The following is a 16,341-nucleotide window of genomic DNA, read 5'->3' as shown; positions in this document are numbered from 1 at the left end:
TTGACACCTTCTGCGGTGAACCCTACGTTCGCGTGAAATGGATTTCAACAGGGCTTCGGGACAGCCCTGTTGGAGATCGTCCGCCAGGTGCCCCCTGCTCTCGTCGCGCCCTAGCCTTCCCTTTTCAGGTGACCGGACGCTTCGAGGCACGAGAAGAAATCGATTTCACCTCAACTTCGACCAGCCCGATCCCAACCCCCCTTTCCGTCATCCGCCCGCGCCCACCCACCCACGGAGTGTTCATGCTCGACGAGCTTGCCAGGCGTACGGACAAGGTCACCCGCTCCGTCAGCCCGGAGAACTTCACCGGCGCCAAGGGCGCCGGCGGCCGGGCCACCGAGGGCACCGGCGCACAGGCCGCCGGCGAGCTGGGCCGGGGCTGGAAGATCTCGCCGAGCATCGAGATCGCCCCGGGTGAGACGGCCGAACTGGCCGACATCGCCGGGCCGGGCACGGTGCGGCACATCTGGTGCACGACCGCGCCGCACCGCGCCTGGCGCGGAACGCTGCTGCGGGCGTACTGGGACGGAGTGGCCGACCCGGCGATCGAGGTGCCGCTCGGCGACTTCTTCTGCAATGGCTGGAACGTCTTCAGCCAGGTCTCCTCGCAGCCGGTCGCCGCGAATCCGAACGGCGGCTTCAACTCGTACTGGCCGATGCCCTTTCACGACCGCGCCCGCCTGACGCTGGAGAACCTCTCCGCCGAGACGGTCGTCCTCTACTACCAGATCGACTACGAGTCGGGCTCCGTGCCCGCCGACTCCTGCTTCCTGCACGCCCATTGGCGGCGCAGCCGCCCCGTCCCGTACGGCGAGACGCACTGCCTGCTGGAGGGCGTCGAGGGGCGCGGGCAGTACGTCGGCACGTATCTGGCCTGGGCGACCAACAGCCCCGGCTGGTGGGGCGAGGGCGAGGTGAAGTTCTATCTCGACGGCGACACCGACTTCCCCACGATCTGCGGTACGGGCACCGAGGACTACTTCGGCGGCGCCTGGAACTTCGACGTCTCGGGCCAGGGCTACACCGCGTACACCACGCCGTACCTCGGACTGAACCAGATCCTGCGCCCGGACGGCCTGTACGCCAGCCAGCAGCGGTTCGGGATGTACCGGTGGCACGTCCCCGACCCCGTGCGCTTCTCCGAGGACCTGCGGGTGACGGTGCAGTCCCTCGGCATCGGGCCCGGCAACGGCAACGGGCTGCCGCACCGCTACCGGCCCACGAGCGACGACATCGCCTCCACGGCGCTGTTCTACCTGGACGCCCCGGCCGCGTCCGGCCGTCCGGGCACACCCGATCTCCTCGAACTCGAAGTGGACTAGGGGGCGTTCAGCGATGGATGTACGTGCGCAGGGCGGGGACGGGCCGGGGCTGCCGGGCGTGACGCGGCGCGGCGGGACGGGGCCCGGCGGGACGCGGCGCGCCGTGACACGGCGGGGCGTGACACGGCGGGGGCTGCTCGCCGCCGGAGCGGCGGGCGCCGCCGCGGCCGTCACCGGCGGCTGCGGCGGCAGCGCGAGCGCCGAGGGCGGCACTCTCTCGTTCTGGAACTTCTACGCGCCGCAGCACTCCGACGACCCGGCGCTGAACGCGCAGAGCAAGTGGTTCACGGACCTGGTCGGCAAGTGGAACGCCTCGCACAAGACCAAGATCGAGCTGCTGTTCATGCCTCCGCCGAGGTACCAGAACGGCTCCAAGCTGCCCACCGCGTTCGCCGCGGGCGCCGGCCCCGACATCTTCCTCGCCAGCCCTGGCGACTTCCTTCGCTACTACAACGGCGGGGTGCTCGCGGACCTGACCCCGCACATGGACCGGCGGGCGATCAAGGACTACCACCCGGACACGCTCGCCAGCCGCATGGTGGACGGCAAGGTCTACGCCCTCCCGATGGAGGTCGAGCCGCTGGTCGTCTACTACGACGTCGCCGCATGGGAGAAGGCGGGACTCTCCGAGGGCGACATCCCCACCACCTGGGATCAACTGCTCGACGTCGGCGACAAGTTGACCACCAGGACCAGGGCGGGCCTCGTTCTGAAGACCGCGCCCGGCTATCTCCAGAACTTCCTCTGGTACTCGTTCATGTGGCAGGGCGGCGGCGACGTACTCGACGAGCGCGGCAACGTGACCGCCGACTCCAAGGCCGTGCGCCAGGCGCTCCAGCTGTGGCAGGACGCCGTGCGTACGGGCATCACGCCGACCACAGCACCCGCCGCCGACGACATGATCTCCGGCTTCAAGGCCGGGCTCGCCGGCATGTGGCACAGCGGCATCTGGGAGATCGCCAGCCTCAAGGCGTTCGCGCCGGACTTCGAGTACGGGATGTTCAAGCACCCCCTGCCGCCGGGCGGCACGTACACGACGGCGCTCGGCGGCTGGTCCTTCTGCGCGAACGCCAAGGGGCGCGACCCCGATGCGGCGGCCGAGTTCTGCGCCTGGGCCCTCGGGACGATGGAGGACGAGTGCATCGACCGGATCACCGACTGGTGCATCAAAGCGAAGCGTGACATCGCGCCGCGCAAGTCCGCCCTGCGGCGCGGCACCGACAGGGGCGGCTACGACGACTGGGCCATGAAGTACATGAAGGACGAGGTCTTTCCGGGAGGTCACCCCGAGCCGCGCTATCCCCCGGTGGTCTACAAGGCGATGTCCGACGCGATCCAGGGCTCGATGCTCGCGGGCCGCAGCGTCGAGTCCGAGGCGGCGCGCGCGGCGCAGTCCGTCGAGGCGTACGTCAAGAGCTACAAGGGGGCGAGCCTGATATGACGAACGCCGTCGCATCCGGACGGTCCGGACGGCCCGGACGGCCGGGTCGTACGACCACCGCCGCCTCCGTGCCGCGGACCGGGCCCCGTGCGAGGGGCCGCCGTGGCCTCAGCCGCCGGCACCGCGAGTGGATCGCCGCGGGGCTGTTCCTCGCGCCCGACGCGCTCGGGCTTCTGGTCTTCGTGGGGCTGCCGATGGTGCTCTCCATCGTGCTGAGCTTCTTCCAGGTCAGCGGCTTCGGGTCGTACGAGTTCATCGGTCTCGGCAACTACGCGCGGATGATGGACGATCCGCTGTTCTGGGACTCGATGCAGACCACCGGCGTCTACGTGGTGGTGCTCGTGCCGACCCTGTTCGTGGTGAGTCTGGGTCTGGGGCTGCTGGTCAAGCAGCGGATTCCGGGCGTGGGGATCTTCCGCACGCTGTTCTTCCTGCCGCACGTCATCAGCCTCGTCGTGGTCGGGCTGCTGTGGAAGTTCATGCTGGACGACCAAGTCGGCGTGGTGAACAAGTCGTTGCGCGGCGCCGGCCTGGACGGCCAGTCCTGGCTGGGCAACCCGTCCATCGCGCTGTTCTCGATCATCGCCGTCTTCGTGTGGGTGATGATGGGCTACTACATGATCATTTTCCTTGCGGGGCTTCAGGAGATCCCGCAGGAGTACTACGAGGCCGCGAAGATCGACGGCGCCGGGCCCTGGACGCAGTTCCGCACGATCACCTGGCCGCTGCTGCGGCCCACCAGCTTCTTCGTTCTGCTGATGTCGACGGTCGCCGCCGTCACGGGCGGCTTCGAGCTGATCTTCGTCCTCACCGAGGGCGGCCCGGCCAACAGCACGTCGCTGGCGATCTTCTACATCTACCAACAGGCCTTCATCTTCGGGGAGTACGGCTACGCGGCCGCCATGGGCTCGGTCCTGGTGCTGGCGATGCTTCTCTGCTCCGCGGTGATCTTCAAGGTGGCGAAGGGCGGGAGGCTCGACGATGGCGAGTGACGCGGTTACGGCCACGGCGAAAGCCCGCGGGTGCGGGTGCGGGCCTGCGTCCCGCGGGGCGGGCGCAGGCCCTGTGGCCCGAACGTCCCCCGCACGCCGCGGAGTTGCGGCCCCGCCGCGTGCGGCGAGCGGACCGGGAGGTCCGCACGGCATCTGTGGTACGGGCGCGGCGCGGGGCGCCGTCGGACGCGGGAGGCTCGACGATGGCGAGTGACGTGGCTGGTCCCAAGTTGCCCGGGTTCCCCAAGGTGCCGAAGTCCGGGCCCGGGGCGCGTGTCGGGCTCGTCGTGCTCACGGGGGTGCTCGCCGTCGCGGCGTTCTTCCCCGTCCTGTGGATGATCTCGGCGTCGCTCAAGCCGCGGGACCAGGTCAACGACGGCAGGCTGGTCCCGCACGACGTCACGTTCTCCAACTTCGCGTACGTCTTCACCGAAGTGCCCTTCGCGCGCTACCTGTTGAACAGCTTCTTCGTCTCGGGCGTCATCACGGTCGTGGCGCTGCTGCTGCACTCGATGGCGGCGTACGCGCTGGCGCGGCTGCGCTTCCCGGGTCGCGACGTGGTCTTCGGCGTGATCTTCTCGACCCTGCTGATCACGGCTCCCGTGGTGCTGATCCCGCTGTTCCTCGTCGTACGGCAGCTGGGCCTGCTGGACAGCTACGCGGGCCTGATCATCCCCGCGATCTTCAACGCGTTCGGGATCTTCCTGCTGCGGCAGTTCTACCTCCAGCTCCCCCGCGAGCTGGAGGAGGCGGCCATCGTCGACGGCTGCGGCCACTGGCGGGTGTACTGGTCGATCGTGCTGCCGCTCTCGCGGCCCATCCTCTCCGCGCTGGCGATCTTCTTCTTCCTGGCCAACTGGAACGCCTTCCTCTGGCCGCTGGTCGCCACCAACAACCCGGATCTCACGGTGGTCCAGCTGGCGATCACCTCGTTCCAGTCGCAGTACGCCTCCAGCTGGAACTACATCCTCGCCGCGGCGCTCGTCGCCGCCGCTCCCATGCTCGTCCTCTTCTTCGGCTTCCAGCGACAGATCGTCGAGTCCGTCAAGACGTCGGGTCTGAAGTAGCGCGCAGGCCCGCACAACCCGCACTAGCAATGGAGGGTTTCCATGGCACGCATCGGTCTGCTCCCGATCTCCGACGGCCGCGACTACGTGCAGCGCGACGTCCACGACCACGTCGAGCGGTCCGCGACGGCGCTCGCGGGCGTGCTGCGCGAGGCGGGCCACGAGGTCTTCGTCTCGCCGGAGCAGGTCAGCAGCAACACCCTCGCCGGTTCGCAGGCGCGCTGGGTGGCCGACAGGCATCCCGACATCACGATCCTTCACCACTCCGTGTGGACCTTCCCGCACTTCACCGCGCTGGCCGCCGAGGCGACGCCGGGGCCGCTGCTGCTCGTCGCCAACATCGATCCCCAATTCCCGGGCATGGTCGGCATGCTGGCCGGAGGCGGCGCCCTCGACCAGCTCGGACGCACGCACGCTCGTGCGTGGGGCGACCTGGAGGACCCCGGGGTGCGCGAGCGGATACTCACGCACGTACGGGCGGCGGCGGCCGTCACGGGCCTGCGCGGCTCGACGTTCGGGCGGATCGGCGGCCGGCCGATGGGGATGTACACAGCCACCGCCAACACCGACCAGTGGATGAAGACCTTCGGCGTGGACGTCGAGGAGATCGACCAGTGGGAGGTCGTACGCCGCAGCGAGAACGCGGAGGCGGCGCGCGTCACCGCCGCGCGCGAGTGGCTGGAGAAGCACGCGGGGGCCGTCCACTACGACGGCGACCGGCTCACGCCGCAGCTCCTGGAGCGGCAGATCCGCACGTACTACGCGATGCGCGAGCTGATCGACGAGTGGAACCTGGACTTCTCCGGGATCAAGGGCCAGCCCGAACTGACCGCCAACTTCTGCACGATGGACATCGCCGAGGCCTTCCTCAACGACCCCTACGACTGGGAGGGCCCCAAGGACACCCATGTCACCTCCACCGAGGCCGACATGGACGCGGCGCTGACCATGCAGATCCTCAAGCTCCTCACCGGCGACCCGGTGCTCTTCGCGGACGTGCGCCACTACCACGCCGACAAGGACGTCTGGGACCTGTGCAACTCGGGCCAGCACGCCACCTGGTACGCGGCACGCTCCGACGACCCCGCCGAGAACCTTCGGCACGTCAGCCTCCACCCGGAGGTCTTCTACTTCCCGGCGGGCGGCGCGTCCGTACAGCACCTCGCCGCGCCCGGCGAGATGACCTTCGCGCGGCTGACGCGGCAGGACGGCGCGTACCGCATGCACGTGATGCGCGGCGGCTTCGAGACCTACGACGACGAGACCAACGAGCGCATGATGCGCGCCTCCACCTGGGAGTGGCCGCACGCCTTCGCGTCGCTCGACTGCGGTGCCGAGGAGTTCCTCTCGAAGTTCGGCGCCAACCACATCCACGCCGTGCCCGGCGACCACGTCGCCGAACTGCACGCCGTGTGCGGCCAACTCGGCATCCGCTACGACGGGTTCGGGAGCGCCCGGTAAGCCATGGACCGATCGGGGGATCACATGACCGACGAAGGACCGCCGGCGGACGCGTCGTTGCCGGAGATGCGGGGAACGGCCAAGTCGTTCCCCGGCGTACGGGCGCTCAAGGGCGTATTGCGCTAAGAGAGGTACGACTTCAGCAAGAAGACCGGCTGACACCGGGCCCGCCCGCCGTCCGCCCCGGACCGGCACTTTCCAGAAGGGGACGCGATCGCCTCATGACCCTGCTGCTCGGCATCGACATCGGCACGTCCAGCTCCAAGGGCGTACTCGCCCGCCACGACGGGCAGTTGCTCGCCCAGGCCGTGCGCGAGCACCGTACGTCCAGTCCGCGGCCCGGATGGGTGGAGCACGACGCGGAGGCCGTCTGGTGGCGGGACTTCACGGAGCTCGCCGCCGAGCTGCTCTCCGGCGCGCCGGAGAGCGAGGCGCTCGCCGGGGTCGGCGTCAGCGGCATCGGGCCGTGCCTGCTGCCCGCCGGCGGCGACGACGAGCCGCTGCGCCCGGCGATCCTCTACGGCGTCGACACCCGCTCCGTCGACCAGGTGGCCGAACTCACCGCGCGCTACGGCCAGGACGAGATCATGCGGCGCTGCGGCTCCGCGCTCACCAGCCAGGCGCTCGGCCCGAAGTTCGCGTGGGTGCGGCAGCGCGAGCCCGAGGTGTACGGGGCCATGCGCCGCTGGTACATGGCGAGTTCGTTCCTCGTGCGGCGCCTCACCGGCGCGTACGTCCTCGACCACCACTCCGCGAGCCAGTGCGACCCGCTCTACGACCTGCGCGGGCGGCAGTGGATCGAGGAGTGGTGCGAGGAGGTGGCGCCCGGCCTGGAGTGGCCCGAACTCGTGTGGCCCGCACAGGTGGTGGGCGAGGTGACGGCGGAGGCGGCGACGGAGACGGGCATCCCGGCAGGCACGCCGGTCGTCGCCGGCACCGTCGACGCGTGGGCTGAGTCCGCGGCGGTCGGGGCGACCGGGCCGGGCGATCTGATGCTCATGTACGGCACGACGATGTTCCTGGTCAACGTGGTCGGCGAGCCCGTGCCCGACGTACGGCTGTGGTCCACAGCGGGGGCCTACGAGGGCACGTACTGCCTGGCGGCGGGCATGGCCACCTCGGGTGCGGTCACCGCATGGCTCCGCGATCTGACGGGTGCCGACTACGCGACGCTCACGAAGGAGGCCGCCGTCCTGCCGCCGGGCGCCGAAGGGCTGCTGATGCTGCCGTACTTCGCGGGCGAACGTACGCCCGTCTTCGACCCCGACGCCCGCGGCGTCGTCGCCGGGCTGACTCTCCGCCACGGCCGCGCCCATCTGTACCGGGCCGCGCTGGAGGCCACGGCCTTCGGCGTACGGCACAACCTTGGCGCGATGCGCGAGGCGGGCGGCGACCTGCGGCGGCTGGTGGCGGTGGGCGGCGGAGCGCGCGACCTGTGGACGCAGATCGTCACCGACGTCACGGGGCAGGAGCAGACCGTGCCGCGCCACACAGTCGGCGCGGCCCACGGCGACGCCTTCCTCGCGGCGGTCGGCACGGGCCTCGCGGGGCGGTCGGACATCGCGGAGTGGAACCCGCCGCTGTCCACCGTGAGCCCGGACCCCGCGCGCGTACGCGTCTACGACGAGCTGTACGAGCACTACCTCGCGCTCTACCCGTCCACCCGCGACACGGTCCACGCGCTGGCGGCACGGCAGCACGCGGACGCGTAGGCCGCTGCCGCGGCGGGTCAGCCGGGTGGGCGGGGCGCGGATGTCCCGTCATACATCGTCGGGCTCTCGCGGTGGTGATTCACCGCTGCCGCGGCGGGGCAGTGTGCTGCGGCCCGTGGGCGAACTCCCGTGTCAGTGCCGCCTCTTGATGCGGCCGTCCGCGACGAGCGCCTCCACTGCCTCCTCGATCGCTTCGAGAGCGGTGTAGCGGGGCCGGTGGCCGAGCAGCCGCCGGGCCTTGTCCATGCTCCGGTGCGGGCTGTGGGCGATGTGGCTCCAGGTCGCGGCCGCGTCGCCCTCGTCCACCGTGGCACTCCAGCGCTCCCACGGCAGGAACTCCAGGCGGGGCTCCTGCCCGAACCACCCGGCGGCGGCCTCCGCGTAGCCGCGCAACGTCACCGCCGTCGGCGCGACGGCGTGGAAGCTCTCCCCGACCGCCGCCGAGCGGTTGGCCATCGCCGCCGTGAAGACCTGCGCGACGTCGTCGGCGTGCACATGGTGGAGCGTCTCCATGCCGAGGTTGGGGAGGGCCACCTCCGCACCGTCGGCCAGGGCCTGGAACACGCCCAGGTTGAGGTTTCCGGCCGGGTTGATCGGCACCCAGCCGGGCCCGGTGATGTGGCCGGGGTGCACGAGCGTCGCCGGGAAGCCGTTGCGGTGCGCCTCGTCCAGCAGATACGCCTCGATCGCGGCCTTGCCGCGGCCGTACTCCTCCAGCGGCCGCCTCGGCTCGGACTCGGGCGCGGGGACCTGCCCGCTCGGCCCGTACACCCAGATCGTCCCGCAGTGCAGGAAGTGCCGTACGCGTCCGGCGAGCGCCCGCACCAGCTGGCGGGCGCTCTCCTCGCGGAAGCAGATCATGTCGATGACGACGTCGGCGTCCAGCTCCGCGACCGCGGGGCCGAACGAGCCGTCGGCCTCCGACTCCTCGCGGTCCAGCGTCACCGTCGTCACGTGCCGCCACGCACCGTGCGGTCTGTACGGCTGCCGCTGCCCACGGCTGACCACGACGACATCGTGGCCCTCGTCGACCAGACGTGGGACGAGGAAGGAGCCGACATGTCCACTGCCACCGAGCACCGCGACCTTCATGCGTCCGATGCTAGGGCGTGTCCGCGGAGTCCCTCCCCCAGACTCGGTCTGGGTGGTGCCCCCAGGCCGCGACGCCTGGCACGCACTCCCCCTGGCCGTTGGCCGGGGGTGCCCCCACGCTGCGTTGTCGATCGTCGGCGCAGCACGCTGCGCTCTCCTCCTCCGCCTTGCGATCGCACGCACCAGGCCCCGCGGGCCCCGGCCCTGCGGGCCTGACGACGCTACTTTGCTGACACGCCCTTGGGCGTGTCCGCGGAGTTTGACCTGGCCGAGCGGCCCGGGACGGCGCCGCCGTGACCCGTCAGCCGTGGCCCTGCCGCACCAGCGCCCAGGCCAGGCAGCCGAAGGCGGCGGTGTTGAGCACGGCGCGGATCAGGTTCCACCGGACCCAGGACGCTTCGAAGTGGGCGCGCAGCGCGGCGAGTTCGCGCGCGGAGCCGGGGAGGCCGCCCTCGTCGAGCGCGTTGTTCAGCGGGATGTTGACGCGCGCCGTGACCGACAGCACCGCGACGTAGAGGACAAGGGCCGCCACCGTCCAGGGCAGCGGCGACGCCCAAGCGGCGCCGGGCAGTTGGAGCGCCGCGGCGGCGGCGCCCAGGACGAGCGAGCCGAGGAACAGCAGCATGAACCAGCCGTTGACGATGGCCGTGTTGATGCGCTGCATCGTCTCGACGAAGGTACGGTCCTCCGCGCGGGCGAGGCCGGGCATGACCGCGCAGGCGAAGCCGTAGTAGAGGCCCGCGCTCAGGCCCGTGGTGAGCGTGGCGGCGATCAGCGACGCCGTCTGGAACTCCCACAGCATGGCTTCCTCCCGTCTGCCGTGGTCACGCCGTCCGCCGGGTCACGCTAGCGCGGCGGGCAGTGGCGCCGTGTGCAGCACCGCGAGGCCGGAGACCGCGCGGGTGAGCGAGACGTAGAGGCGGCGCAGCCCGGTGCGGGTGTCGGGCTCGCCGTCGACGATCGCGGCGGGTTCGTCGAGGACGACGTAGTCGTACTCCAGGCCCTTGGCCAGCGTCGCCGGCACCAGCGTGAGCCGGGAGCCCTCGTCGGTCTCCGTCCCGGGCGCGAGATGCGCGAGGCCCGCCGCTTCCAGCGCGCGCGCCAGCGCCGGCACGCGCGCATCCGCCGCGATCAGGCCGACGGAGCCCTCGCGCCGCAGCGCCTCCCGGCACGCCTCGACGACGGCCGCCTCCAACTCCCCCTGCGGGCAGGCCCGTACGGAGAAGTCGCCGGGCGACTCGCGGATCGAGCCGGCGGCCCGCAGCTCCGGGGCGATCTCCGGCAGCAGCCGCGACGCGTACTCGATGACCTGACGCGGCACGCGGAAGCCGAGCGTCAACTCCTCGACGGCGGCGGCCGGTTTGCCCAGATGGTGCAGGGCCTCCTCCCAACTCGCCGTCGCCCACGGGGTGGTGCCCTGCGCGATGTCGCCGAGCACGGTCACCGAGCCCGTGGAGCAGCGGCGGCCGACCGCCCTGTACTGCATGGGGGACAGGTCCTGCGCCTCGTCCAGGACGACGTGGCCCAGCGAAGCGGTGCGGCTGACCAGGTCTCCCGCCTCGTCGACCAGGACGGCGTCGGCCGCCGACCAGGGCGCGGAGGCGACGCCGCGCCCCGGCTTCGGCCACAGGACCGCGCGTTGCTCGTCCTCCGTGAGGACGCCGTCGGCCTGCTCGGCGAGGAACTCCGGATCGGAGAGCAGCCGGAGCACCAGCTTCGCCGGGTCCACCGCCGGCCAGCACGCCTTCACCACGGCCTTCACGGCCGCGTTCCGCGCGACCGCGTCCTGCACGCGGTCGTCCGGCGCCTCGCCCGCCTGCTCCATGCGCACCAGCACGGCGTGCGCGATGCGCTGCGGCAGAGCCTCCCGCGCCGCGCCGTACCGCATGTCTCGCGCCAGCAACTCCTCGATCAGCTCGGCCAGTTCGTACGCCGGGACGCGCCAGCGCCGCGAACCCCGCACCACCACGCACGACTCCTGCGGCATGGTCACCCCCGAGCGCACCGCCCGGCGCAGCACCTGCGCCATGCGTGCGTCGCCCTTGATGCGGGCGGCCTCGGGGGCGTCCTCGCGGCGGACCGGAACATGAGCCACCAGGTCGGCGACCGTCGCCTGTCGCACCGACATCTCGCCGAGCGCGGGCAGCACCTGCTCGATGTAGTGCAGGAACGAGGAGTTGGGGCCGACGACCAGGGTGCCCGCACGGGAGAGCCGTTCGCGGTGCGAGTAGAGGAGATACGCGACGCGGTGCAGGCCGACGGCGGTCTTGCCGGTGCCCGGCGCGCCCTGCACGCACAGGGAGCCCTCGATCCCGGCGCGCACGATCTCGTCCTGCTCGGGCTGGATCGTCGCGACGATGTCCCGCATGGGCCCCACGCGGGGGCGTTCGATCTCCGCTTGGAGCAGCTTCGAGGCGGTCTCGGCCTCGCCGGGGTCGGTCAGGTGCTCGTCCTCGTACGCGGTGAGCTCGCCGCGTACGTAGCCGAAGCGGCGGCGCAGCGCGACGTCCTGAGGGTCCTTCTTCGACGCCCGGTAGAAGGGACGGGAGACCGGCGCCCGCCAGTCGATCACCATCGGGTCGCCCTCCGCGTCATGGACGTGACGGCGGCCGATGTAGAAACTTCGGGCGGGCACGTAGTCGAGGCGGCCGAAGAAGAGCGGGGTGTGGGCGAGATCGGCGAGGGACCTGATGCGCGCGTCGAGACCGGCGCGCAGCGCCTCGGCGTTGACCCAGTTGGCGGCGACGTCCGTGATGTCGAGCGATTCGGCGTCCTCGCGCATGGCGCGCAGCGCGGCGCGGGAGGCCGCCAGATGGGCCCGTTCGTCGTCGAGGGGATTGCGGGCGTGACGGGTGGCGGAATGGGCAGGGGCGGACACGGCAATGCCTCCGGGCGGGATGCGCGGTGTGCGAGCGGAACGGAAGGCCGACCGGTTTCCGAGCGGTCGGTGGTCCTCCCCGGACCGGGAGGCGGCAGACGGGGAAGCCTAGCCGTGCCCGTCCGAGGCGGGCCAGTCGATTTCCCGCGTACCGAGCCGGGCACCACCGGAGAGGAGATGCGGCGCACGTGAGACGGCTTCAGGACGCACACGGCGGCGGCACCTCCAGGAAGAGCAGGGAGGTGTCCGCGAAAAACAGAGGCCTTCCCGTGGCCGTCGCTCTGCTCGTGCTCTCGCTGACCGCGCTCGCCGTGCTCTGCGTGGTCGAGCGCAGCCCGATGGCGGACCTGCTGGTCTACCGGGCGGAGGGCGCGGCCGTCGTCCACGGCCGGGATCTGTACGGCTTCACGGTCACCGCGTGGGACCTGCCGGCGACCTATCCGCCGTTCGCCGCCCTGCTGTTCGTGCCCACCGTGTGGCTCTCCCCGGCGGTCACCAAGGTCGCCTTCTTCGCCGGCAACGCCGCGCTCCTCGCGCTGCTCGTCCATCTCTCGCTGCGCCTGGCGGACCAACTCCCGGGCCGCGCCGGGCAGTCCGGGCGCTCAGAACGGTCCGGAGGGTCCGTGCGTTCTGTGCGTTCCGTGCGGCCCGCGCGGTACGCCGCGAAGTGGAGCCGTCCGGCCGTGCTGCTCGCCGCGACCGCCGCCGCGCTCTGGCTGGAGCCCGTCTTCCAGACGGTCGTCTTCGGCCAGATCAACCTGCTGCTCGTGTGCCTCGTCCTGTGGGATCTGGGACGTCCCGACGGGGCGCGCGCCAAGGGACTCGCGGTCGGCATCGCCTCGGGCATCAAGCTGACGCCCGCGGTCTTCGCCGTGCATCTGATGGTGACCGGACGAGTACGCGCCGGGCTGACCGCGCTCGCGGGCTTCGCGGCAACGGTCGCGGCGGGAGCGCTCGTACTGCCGTCCGCCAGCTGGGAGTTCTTCACCCGGCGGGTCTTCGAGACCGCGCGCGTCGGCAAGGCGTGGATCGTCGACAACCAGTCGCTCCAGGGCCTGGCCGCCCGCCTCGCGCACACGGCCGAGCCGGGACTGCTGTGGCTGCTGCCCGCGGCGGCCCTCGCGGTGGCCGGGCTGGCGCTGGCCCGTCGCGTGCACGTACGGCACGGGCAGCCCGTCTGGGCCGTCATGGTCAGCGCGTTCACGGCGCTGCTCGTCTCACCGATCAGCTGGTCCCACCACTGGGTGTGGTGCGTGCCGCTGCTGGTGCTGCTCGCCGCGGAGCGTGCGCGCCTCGGGGCCGGGCAGGGCCTGGTGCTGGCCGTCGCCGCGGTCTTCTCGGCGCGCACGCTCTGGCTCGTACCGAAACACGGCGACGAGGACCTGCGGCTGGAGTGGTGGCTCCAGCCGTTCGCCTCGCCGTACGCGCTGCTGACGCTGGGTCTGCTGACGGCGGCCGCCGTGCGGTGCTACTCGGTCTCGCTCTCGGGGGCGGCCTCGGGCTGGGCGGTCAGCAGGTCCTGGGAGTCGACGATCCGGTAGGCGTAGCCCTGCTCCGCCAGGAAGCGCTGCCGGTGCGCGGCGAAGTCCTGGTCGATGGTGTCGCGGGCGACGACGGAGTAGAAGCGCGCCTCGTGGCCGTCCGCCTTGGGCCGCAGGATGCGCCCGAGCCGCTGGGCCTCCTCCTGCCGCGAGCCGAAGGTGCCGGACACCTGGATCGCGACGGTCGCCTCCGGCAGGTCGACGGAGAAGTTGGCGACCTTGGAGACGACGAGCGTGCTCAACTCGCCCTCGCGGAAGGCGTTGAAGAGCTTCTCGCGCTGCCTGTTGGTGGTGTCGCCCTTGATGACGGGCGCCCCGATGTGCTCGCCGAGTTCGTCGAGCTGGTCGATGTACTGCCCGATCACCAGGGTCTGTTGACCCGCGTGCCTCTTCACCAGCGCCTCTGTCACCCGCCGCTTGCTGTCGGTGGTCGCGCAGAAGCGGTACTTCTCCTCCGTCTCGGCGGTCGCGTACGCCAGCCGCTCCGAGTCGGTGAGGCTCACGCGCACCTCGACGCAGTCCGCGGGCGCGATATAGCCCTGCGACTCGATCTCCTTCCACGGCGCGTCGAAGCGCTTGGGCCCGATGAGCGAGAAGACATCGGACTCCCGGCCGTCCTCCCGTACGAGCGTCGCGGTCAGGCCGAGACGGCGGCGGGCCTGGAGGTCCGCGGTGAACTTGAAGACGGGCGCGGGCAGCAGATGCACCTCGTCGTAGACGATCAGGCCCCAGTCGCGCGAGTCGAACAGCTCCAGGTGCGGATAGATGCCCTTCCGCTTGGTCGTCACCACCTGGTACGTGGCGATCGTGACCGGCCGGATCTCCTTGCGCGTGCCGCTGTACTCGCCGATCTCGTCCTCAGTGAGCGACGTACGGCGCACCAGCTCGTGCTTCCACTGCCGCGCCGCGACGGTGTTGGTGACGAGGATCAGCGTCGTCGCCTGCGCCTGCGCCATGGCTCCGGCACCCACCAGCGTCTTTCCGGCCCCGCACGGCAGCACGACGACGCCGGAGCCGCCGTGCCAGAAGCCCTCGACGGCCTGCCGCTGGTACGGGCGCAGCGACCAGCCGTCCTCCTCCAGCGCCATGGGGTGCGCCTCGCCGTCCACGTAACCGGCGAGGTCCTCGGCCGGCCACCCCAGCTTCAGCAGCACCTGCTTGATCTGGCCGCGCTCGGAGGGGTGCACGACGACGGTGTCCTCGTCGATGCGCTCACCGGTGAGCGGCTGGATCTTCTTCGACCGCAGCACCTCCTCCAGCACCGGCCGGTCGCTGGACTCCAGCACGAGACCGTGCGTGGGGTGCTTCAGCAGCCGCAGCCGCCCGTAACGGGCCATCGTCTCGGCGACGTCGACGAGGAGCGCGTGCGGCACCGGGTAACGGGCGTGCGCGACGAGCGCGTCGACGACCTGCTCCGCGTCGTGCCCCGCGGCACGCGCGTTCCACAGGCCGAGCGGCGTCAGGCGGTAGGTGTGGATGTGCTCCGGTGCCCGCTCCAGCTCGGCGAAGGGAGCGATGGCACGGCGGCACTCGTCCGCCTGCTCGTGGTCGACCTCCAGCAGCAGCGTCTTGTCGCTCTGGACGATCAGGGGGCCACCGTTCACGCGTGCTTCCTCCGTCTCGAGGGTGCTGTGCCGGTCGCGCGGGTCGCGACGCCGACCGGGCCGCCGCGGCGTCCGGGTCAAACGTCCAGTGTGCCGCATGGGTCCGATTGCGGGCTGTGGAGCTGCCGTGCAGGGTCCGCGCACGGCCACACGGGCGCCTGCCGTGCGTGTGGCCACGCCTGAAGTGCAAGCGCCTATACGGTTATACGTCTGCACACAAGGTGTAGTGGTCCGTATGAGATGCGTGACCGTATCCGAGGGCGCGTTGAACGGAACTGACGAAGGAGAGCGACCGGGATGGCGACGAAAGTTGCGGTAACCGGGCACATGGAGCTGTCCGAGGAGACGGTGCCGCTGGTACGGGCGGAACTGGAGCGTCTGCTGCGCATGTTCGAGCCCTCCGGGCTCGTGGGCCTGTCGTGTGTGGCCGCCGGGGCCGACTCGCTCTTCGCGGAGTCGGTGCTCGCGGCGGGCGGCCGGCTGGTCGCCGTGCTGCCCAGCCGTGACTACCGGCAGGCCACGGTGAAGCCCGAGCACGCCGAGACGTACGACCGACTCACCGCGGCGGCCGACGAGGTGCTGGTGCTGCCGTACGCGAACGCGGATCGCAAGGCGTACGAGGCGGCGAACGCGGTGCTGCTGGAGCGCGCGGACCGGCTGGTCGCCATCTGGGACGGCCAGCCCGGTTCGGACGAGAAGGGCGGCACGACGGCGGACATCGTGGCCGGGGCGCGGAGCGCCGGGCTCGCCGTGGACGTGGTGTGGCCCGCGGGCGCGTCCCGCAGCTGAGGCGGGGCGGCTGATCCGCCGCACGTCACAGCCCTCCGGCTGGGCCCCGGTCCGTGTGACTCAGCCCGCGTCGGCGATCTCCGCGATCACCTGTGCGTGGCAGGGCTCGGGGACGCACCAGCAGCCCAGCCTCCTGCCGCGCAGTCCGGGAAGAAGGGCCAGAAGATCCGGGCGGCCCAGGAGGTGCTCGCGGTACCGGTCGAGCACCTCCTCCCGGGTGCCGTCGCGGCCCGGGCGGAACGGGCTCGCGAGGGGCGAGCCGTCGAGATGCCATCCGCCGCGGTGCATCGGCCGCCCGACGTAGACGACGTCGGCGTAGTCGGGATCGTCGCGGTGTCCCTTGAGATTGACCACGGTCGTGGCCCCCGCCCCTGCGCCGCTCATCAGCTTCCCCTTCTCCATCGGCCATTCGATCTCCTCGGCCCCATCGGCCTGTTCCGTT

At 71.3% G+C, this 16,341-nt stretch carries 13 protein-coding genes; 8 read left to right on the top strand and 5 right to left on the bottom strand.

Annotated features, from left to right (window positions below; all coding sequences use genetic code 11):
• Positions 1 to 242: 242 nt before the first annotated feature.
• The 6 genes from QQM67_RS18070 to QQM67_RS18045 all read left to right on the top strand — a co-directional run bounded on the left by QQM67_RS18070 (position 243) and on the right by QQM67_RS18045 (position 7,995).
• A complete protein-coding gene (locus QQM67_RS18070; protein ID WP_314174927.1) occupies positions 243 to 1,322 on the top strand; it encodes a glycoside hydrolase family 172 protein in 1,080 nt (359 codons plus the stop codon).
• A gap of 13 nt (positions 1,323 to 1,335) precedes the next feature.
• Entirely contained in the window at positions 1,336 to 2,763 is a 1,428-nt protein-coding gene (locus tag QQM67_RS18065; protein WP_314174926.1) for an ABC transporter substrate-binding protein, read from the top strand.
• Entirely contained in the window at positions 2,760 to 3,755 is a 996-nt protein-coding gene (locus QQM67_RS18060) for a carbohydrate ABC transporter permease (protein ID WP_314174925.1), read from the top strand. Before QQM67_RS18065 ends, QQM67_RS18060 begins: the two co-directional genes overlap by 4 nt.
• A 203-nt stretch (positions 3,756 to 3,958) precedes the next feature.
• On the top strand, positions 3,959 to 4,822 hold the full coding sequence (locus tag QQM67_RS18055; RefSeq protein ID WP_314174924.1) for a carbohydrate ABC transporter permease: 864 nt from the start codon (positions 3,959 to 3,961) through the stop codon (positions 4,820 to 4,822).
• Between the two features lie 42 nt (positions 4,823 to 4,864).
• A complete protein-coding gene (locus QQM67_RS18050) occupies positions 4,865 to 6,283 on the top strand; it encodes an L-fucose/L-arabinose isomerase family protein (RefSeq protein ID WP_314174923.1) in 1,419 nt (472 codons plus the stop codon).
• Between the two features lie 221 nt (positions 6,284 to 6,504).
• On the top strand, positions 6,505 to 7,995 hold the full coding sequence (locus QQM67_RS18045) for an FGGY-family carbohydrate kinase (RefSeq protein WP_314174921.1): 1,491 nt from the start codon (positions 6,505 to 6,507) through the stop codon (positions 7,993 to 7,995).
• A gap of 132 nt (positions 7,996 to 8,127) precedes the next feature.
• Here the strand turns inward: QQM67_RS18045 and QQM67_RS18040 are convergent, their stop codons facing one another.
• The 3 genes from QQM67_RS18040 to QQM67_RS18030 all read right to left on the bottom strand — a co-directional run bounded on the left by QQM67_RS18040 (position 8,128) and on the right by QQM67_RS18030 (position 11,965).
• The gene (locus tag QQM67_RS18040) at positions 8,128 to 9,087 is read right to left on the bottom strand and encodes an NAD-dependent epimerase/dehydratase family protein (protein ID WP_314174920.1); all 960 of its coding nucleotides are present in this window, start codon (positions 9,085 to 9,087) and stop codon (positions 8,128 to 8,130) included.
• 301 nt (positions 9,088 to 9,388) lie between these two features.
• Positions 9,389 to 9,889, bottom strand: a complete 501-nt coding sequence (locus QQM67_RS18035) for an anthrone oxygenase family protein (protein WP_314174919.1) — start codon at positions 9,887 to 9,889, stop codon at positions 9,389 to 9,391.
• A gap of 39 nt (positions 9,890 to 9,928) precedes the next feature.
• A complete protein-coding gene (locus QQM67_RS18030) occupies positions 9,929 to 11,965 on the bottom strand; it encodes a HelD family protein (RefSeq protein ID WP_314174918.1) in 2,037 nt (678 codons plus the stop codon).
• A gap of 269 nt (positions 11,966 to 12,234) precedes the next feature.
• Between QQM67_RS18030 and QQM67_RS18025 the strand changes: the two genes are divergently transcribed.
• Positions 12,235 to 13,506, top strand: coding sequence for a glycosyltransferase 87 family protein (locus tag QQM67_RS18025; RefSeq protein WP_399067021.1), 1,272 nt, complete (start codon positions 12,235 to 12,237; stop codon positions 13,504 to 13,506).
• Here QQM67_RS18025 and QQM67_RS18020 read toward each other — a convergent pair.
• Complete coding sequence (locus QQM67_RS18020) at positions 13,434 to 15,110, bottom strand: DNA repair helicase XPB (RefSeq protein ID WP_314174917.1); 1,677 nt, start codon at positions 15,108 to 15,110, stop codon at positions 13,434 to 13,436. The genes QQM67_RS18025 and QQM67_RS18020 overlap by 73 nt on opposite strands.
• Before the next feature lie 297 nt (positions 15,111 to 15,407).
• On the opposite strand from QQM67_RS18020, the gene QQM67_RS18015 reads away from it, so the two are divergent.
• Positions 15,408 to 15,899, top strand: a complete 492-nt coding sequence (locus tag QQM67_RS18015) for a hypothetical protein (RefSeq protein ID WP_314174916.1) — start codon at positions 15,408 to 15,410, stop codon at positions 15,897 to 15,899.
• A gap of 60 nt (positions 15,900 to 15,959) precedes the next feature.
• Here QQM67_RS18015 and QQM67_RS18010 read toward each other — a convergent pair whose 3' ends face one another.
• Complete coding sequence (locus QQM67_RS18010) at positions 15,960 to 16,301, bottom strand: DUF4326 domain-containing protein (protein ID WP_314174915.1); 342 nt, start codon at positions 16,299 to 16,301, stop codon at positions 15,960 to 15,962.
• Positions 16,302 to 16,341: the final 40 nt, after the last annotated feature.

The organism is Streptomyces winkii (genome assembly GCF_032248595.1).
GTDB lineage: Bacteria > Actinomycetota > Actinomycetes > Streptomycetales > Streptomycetaceae > Streptomyces > Streptomyces winkii.
Note: the sequence above shows the minus strand (reverse complement) of the source record. Positions and strands in the feature narration are given on the sequence as shown.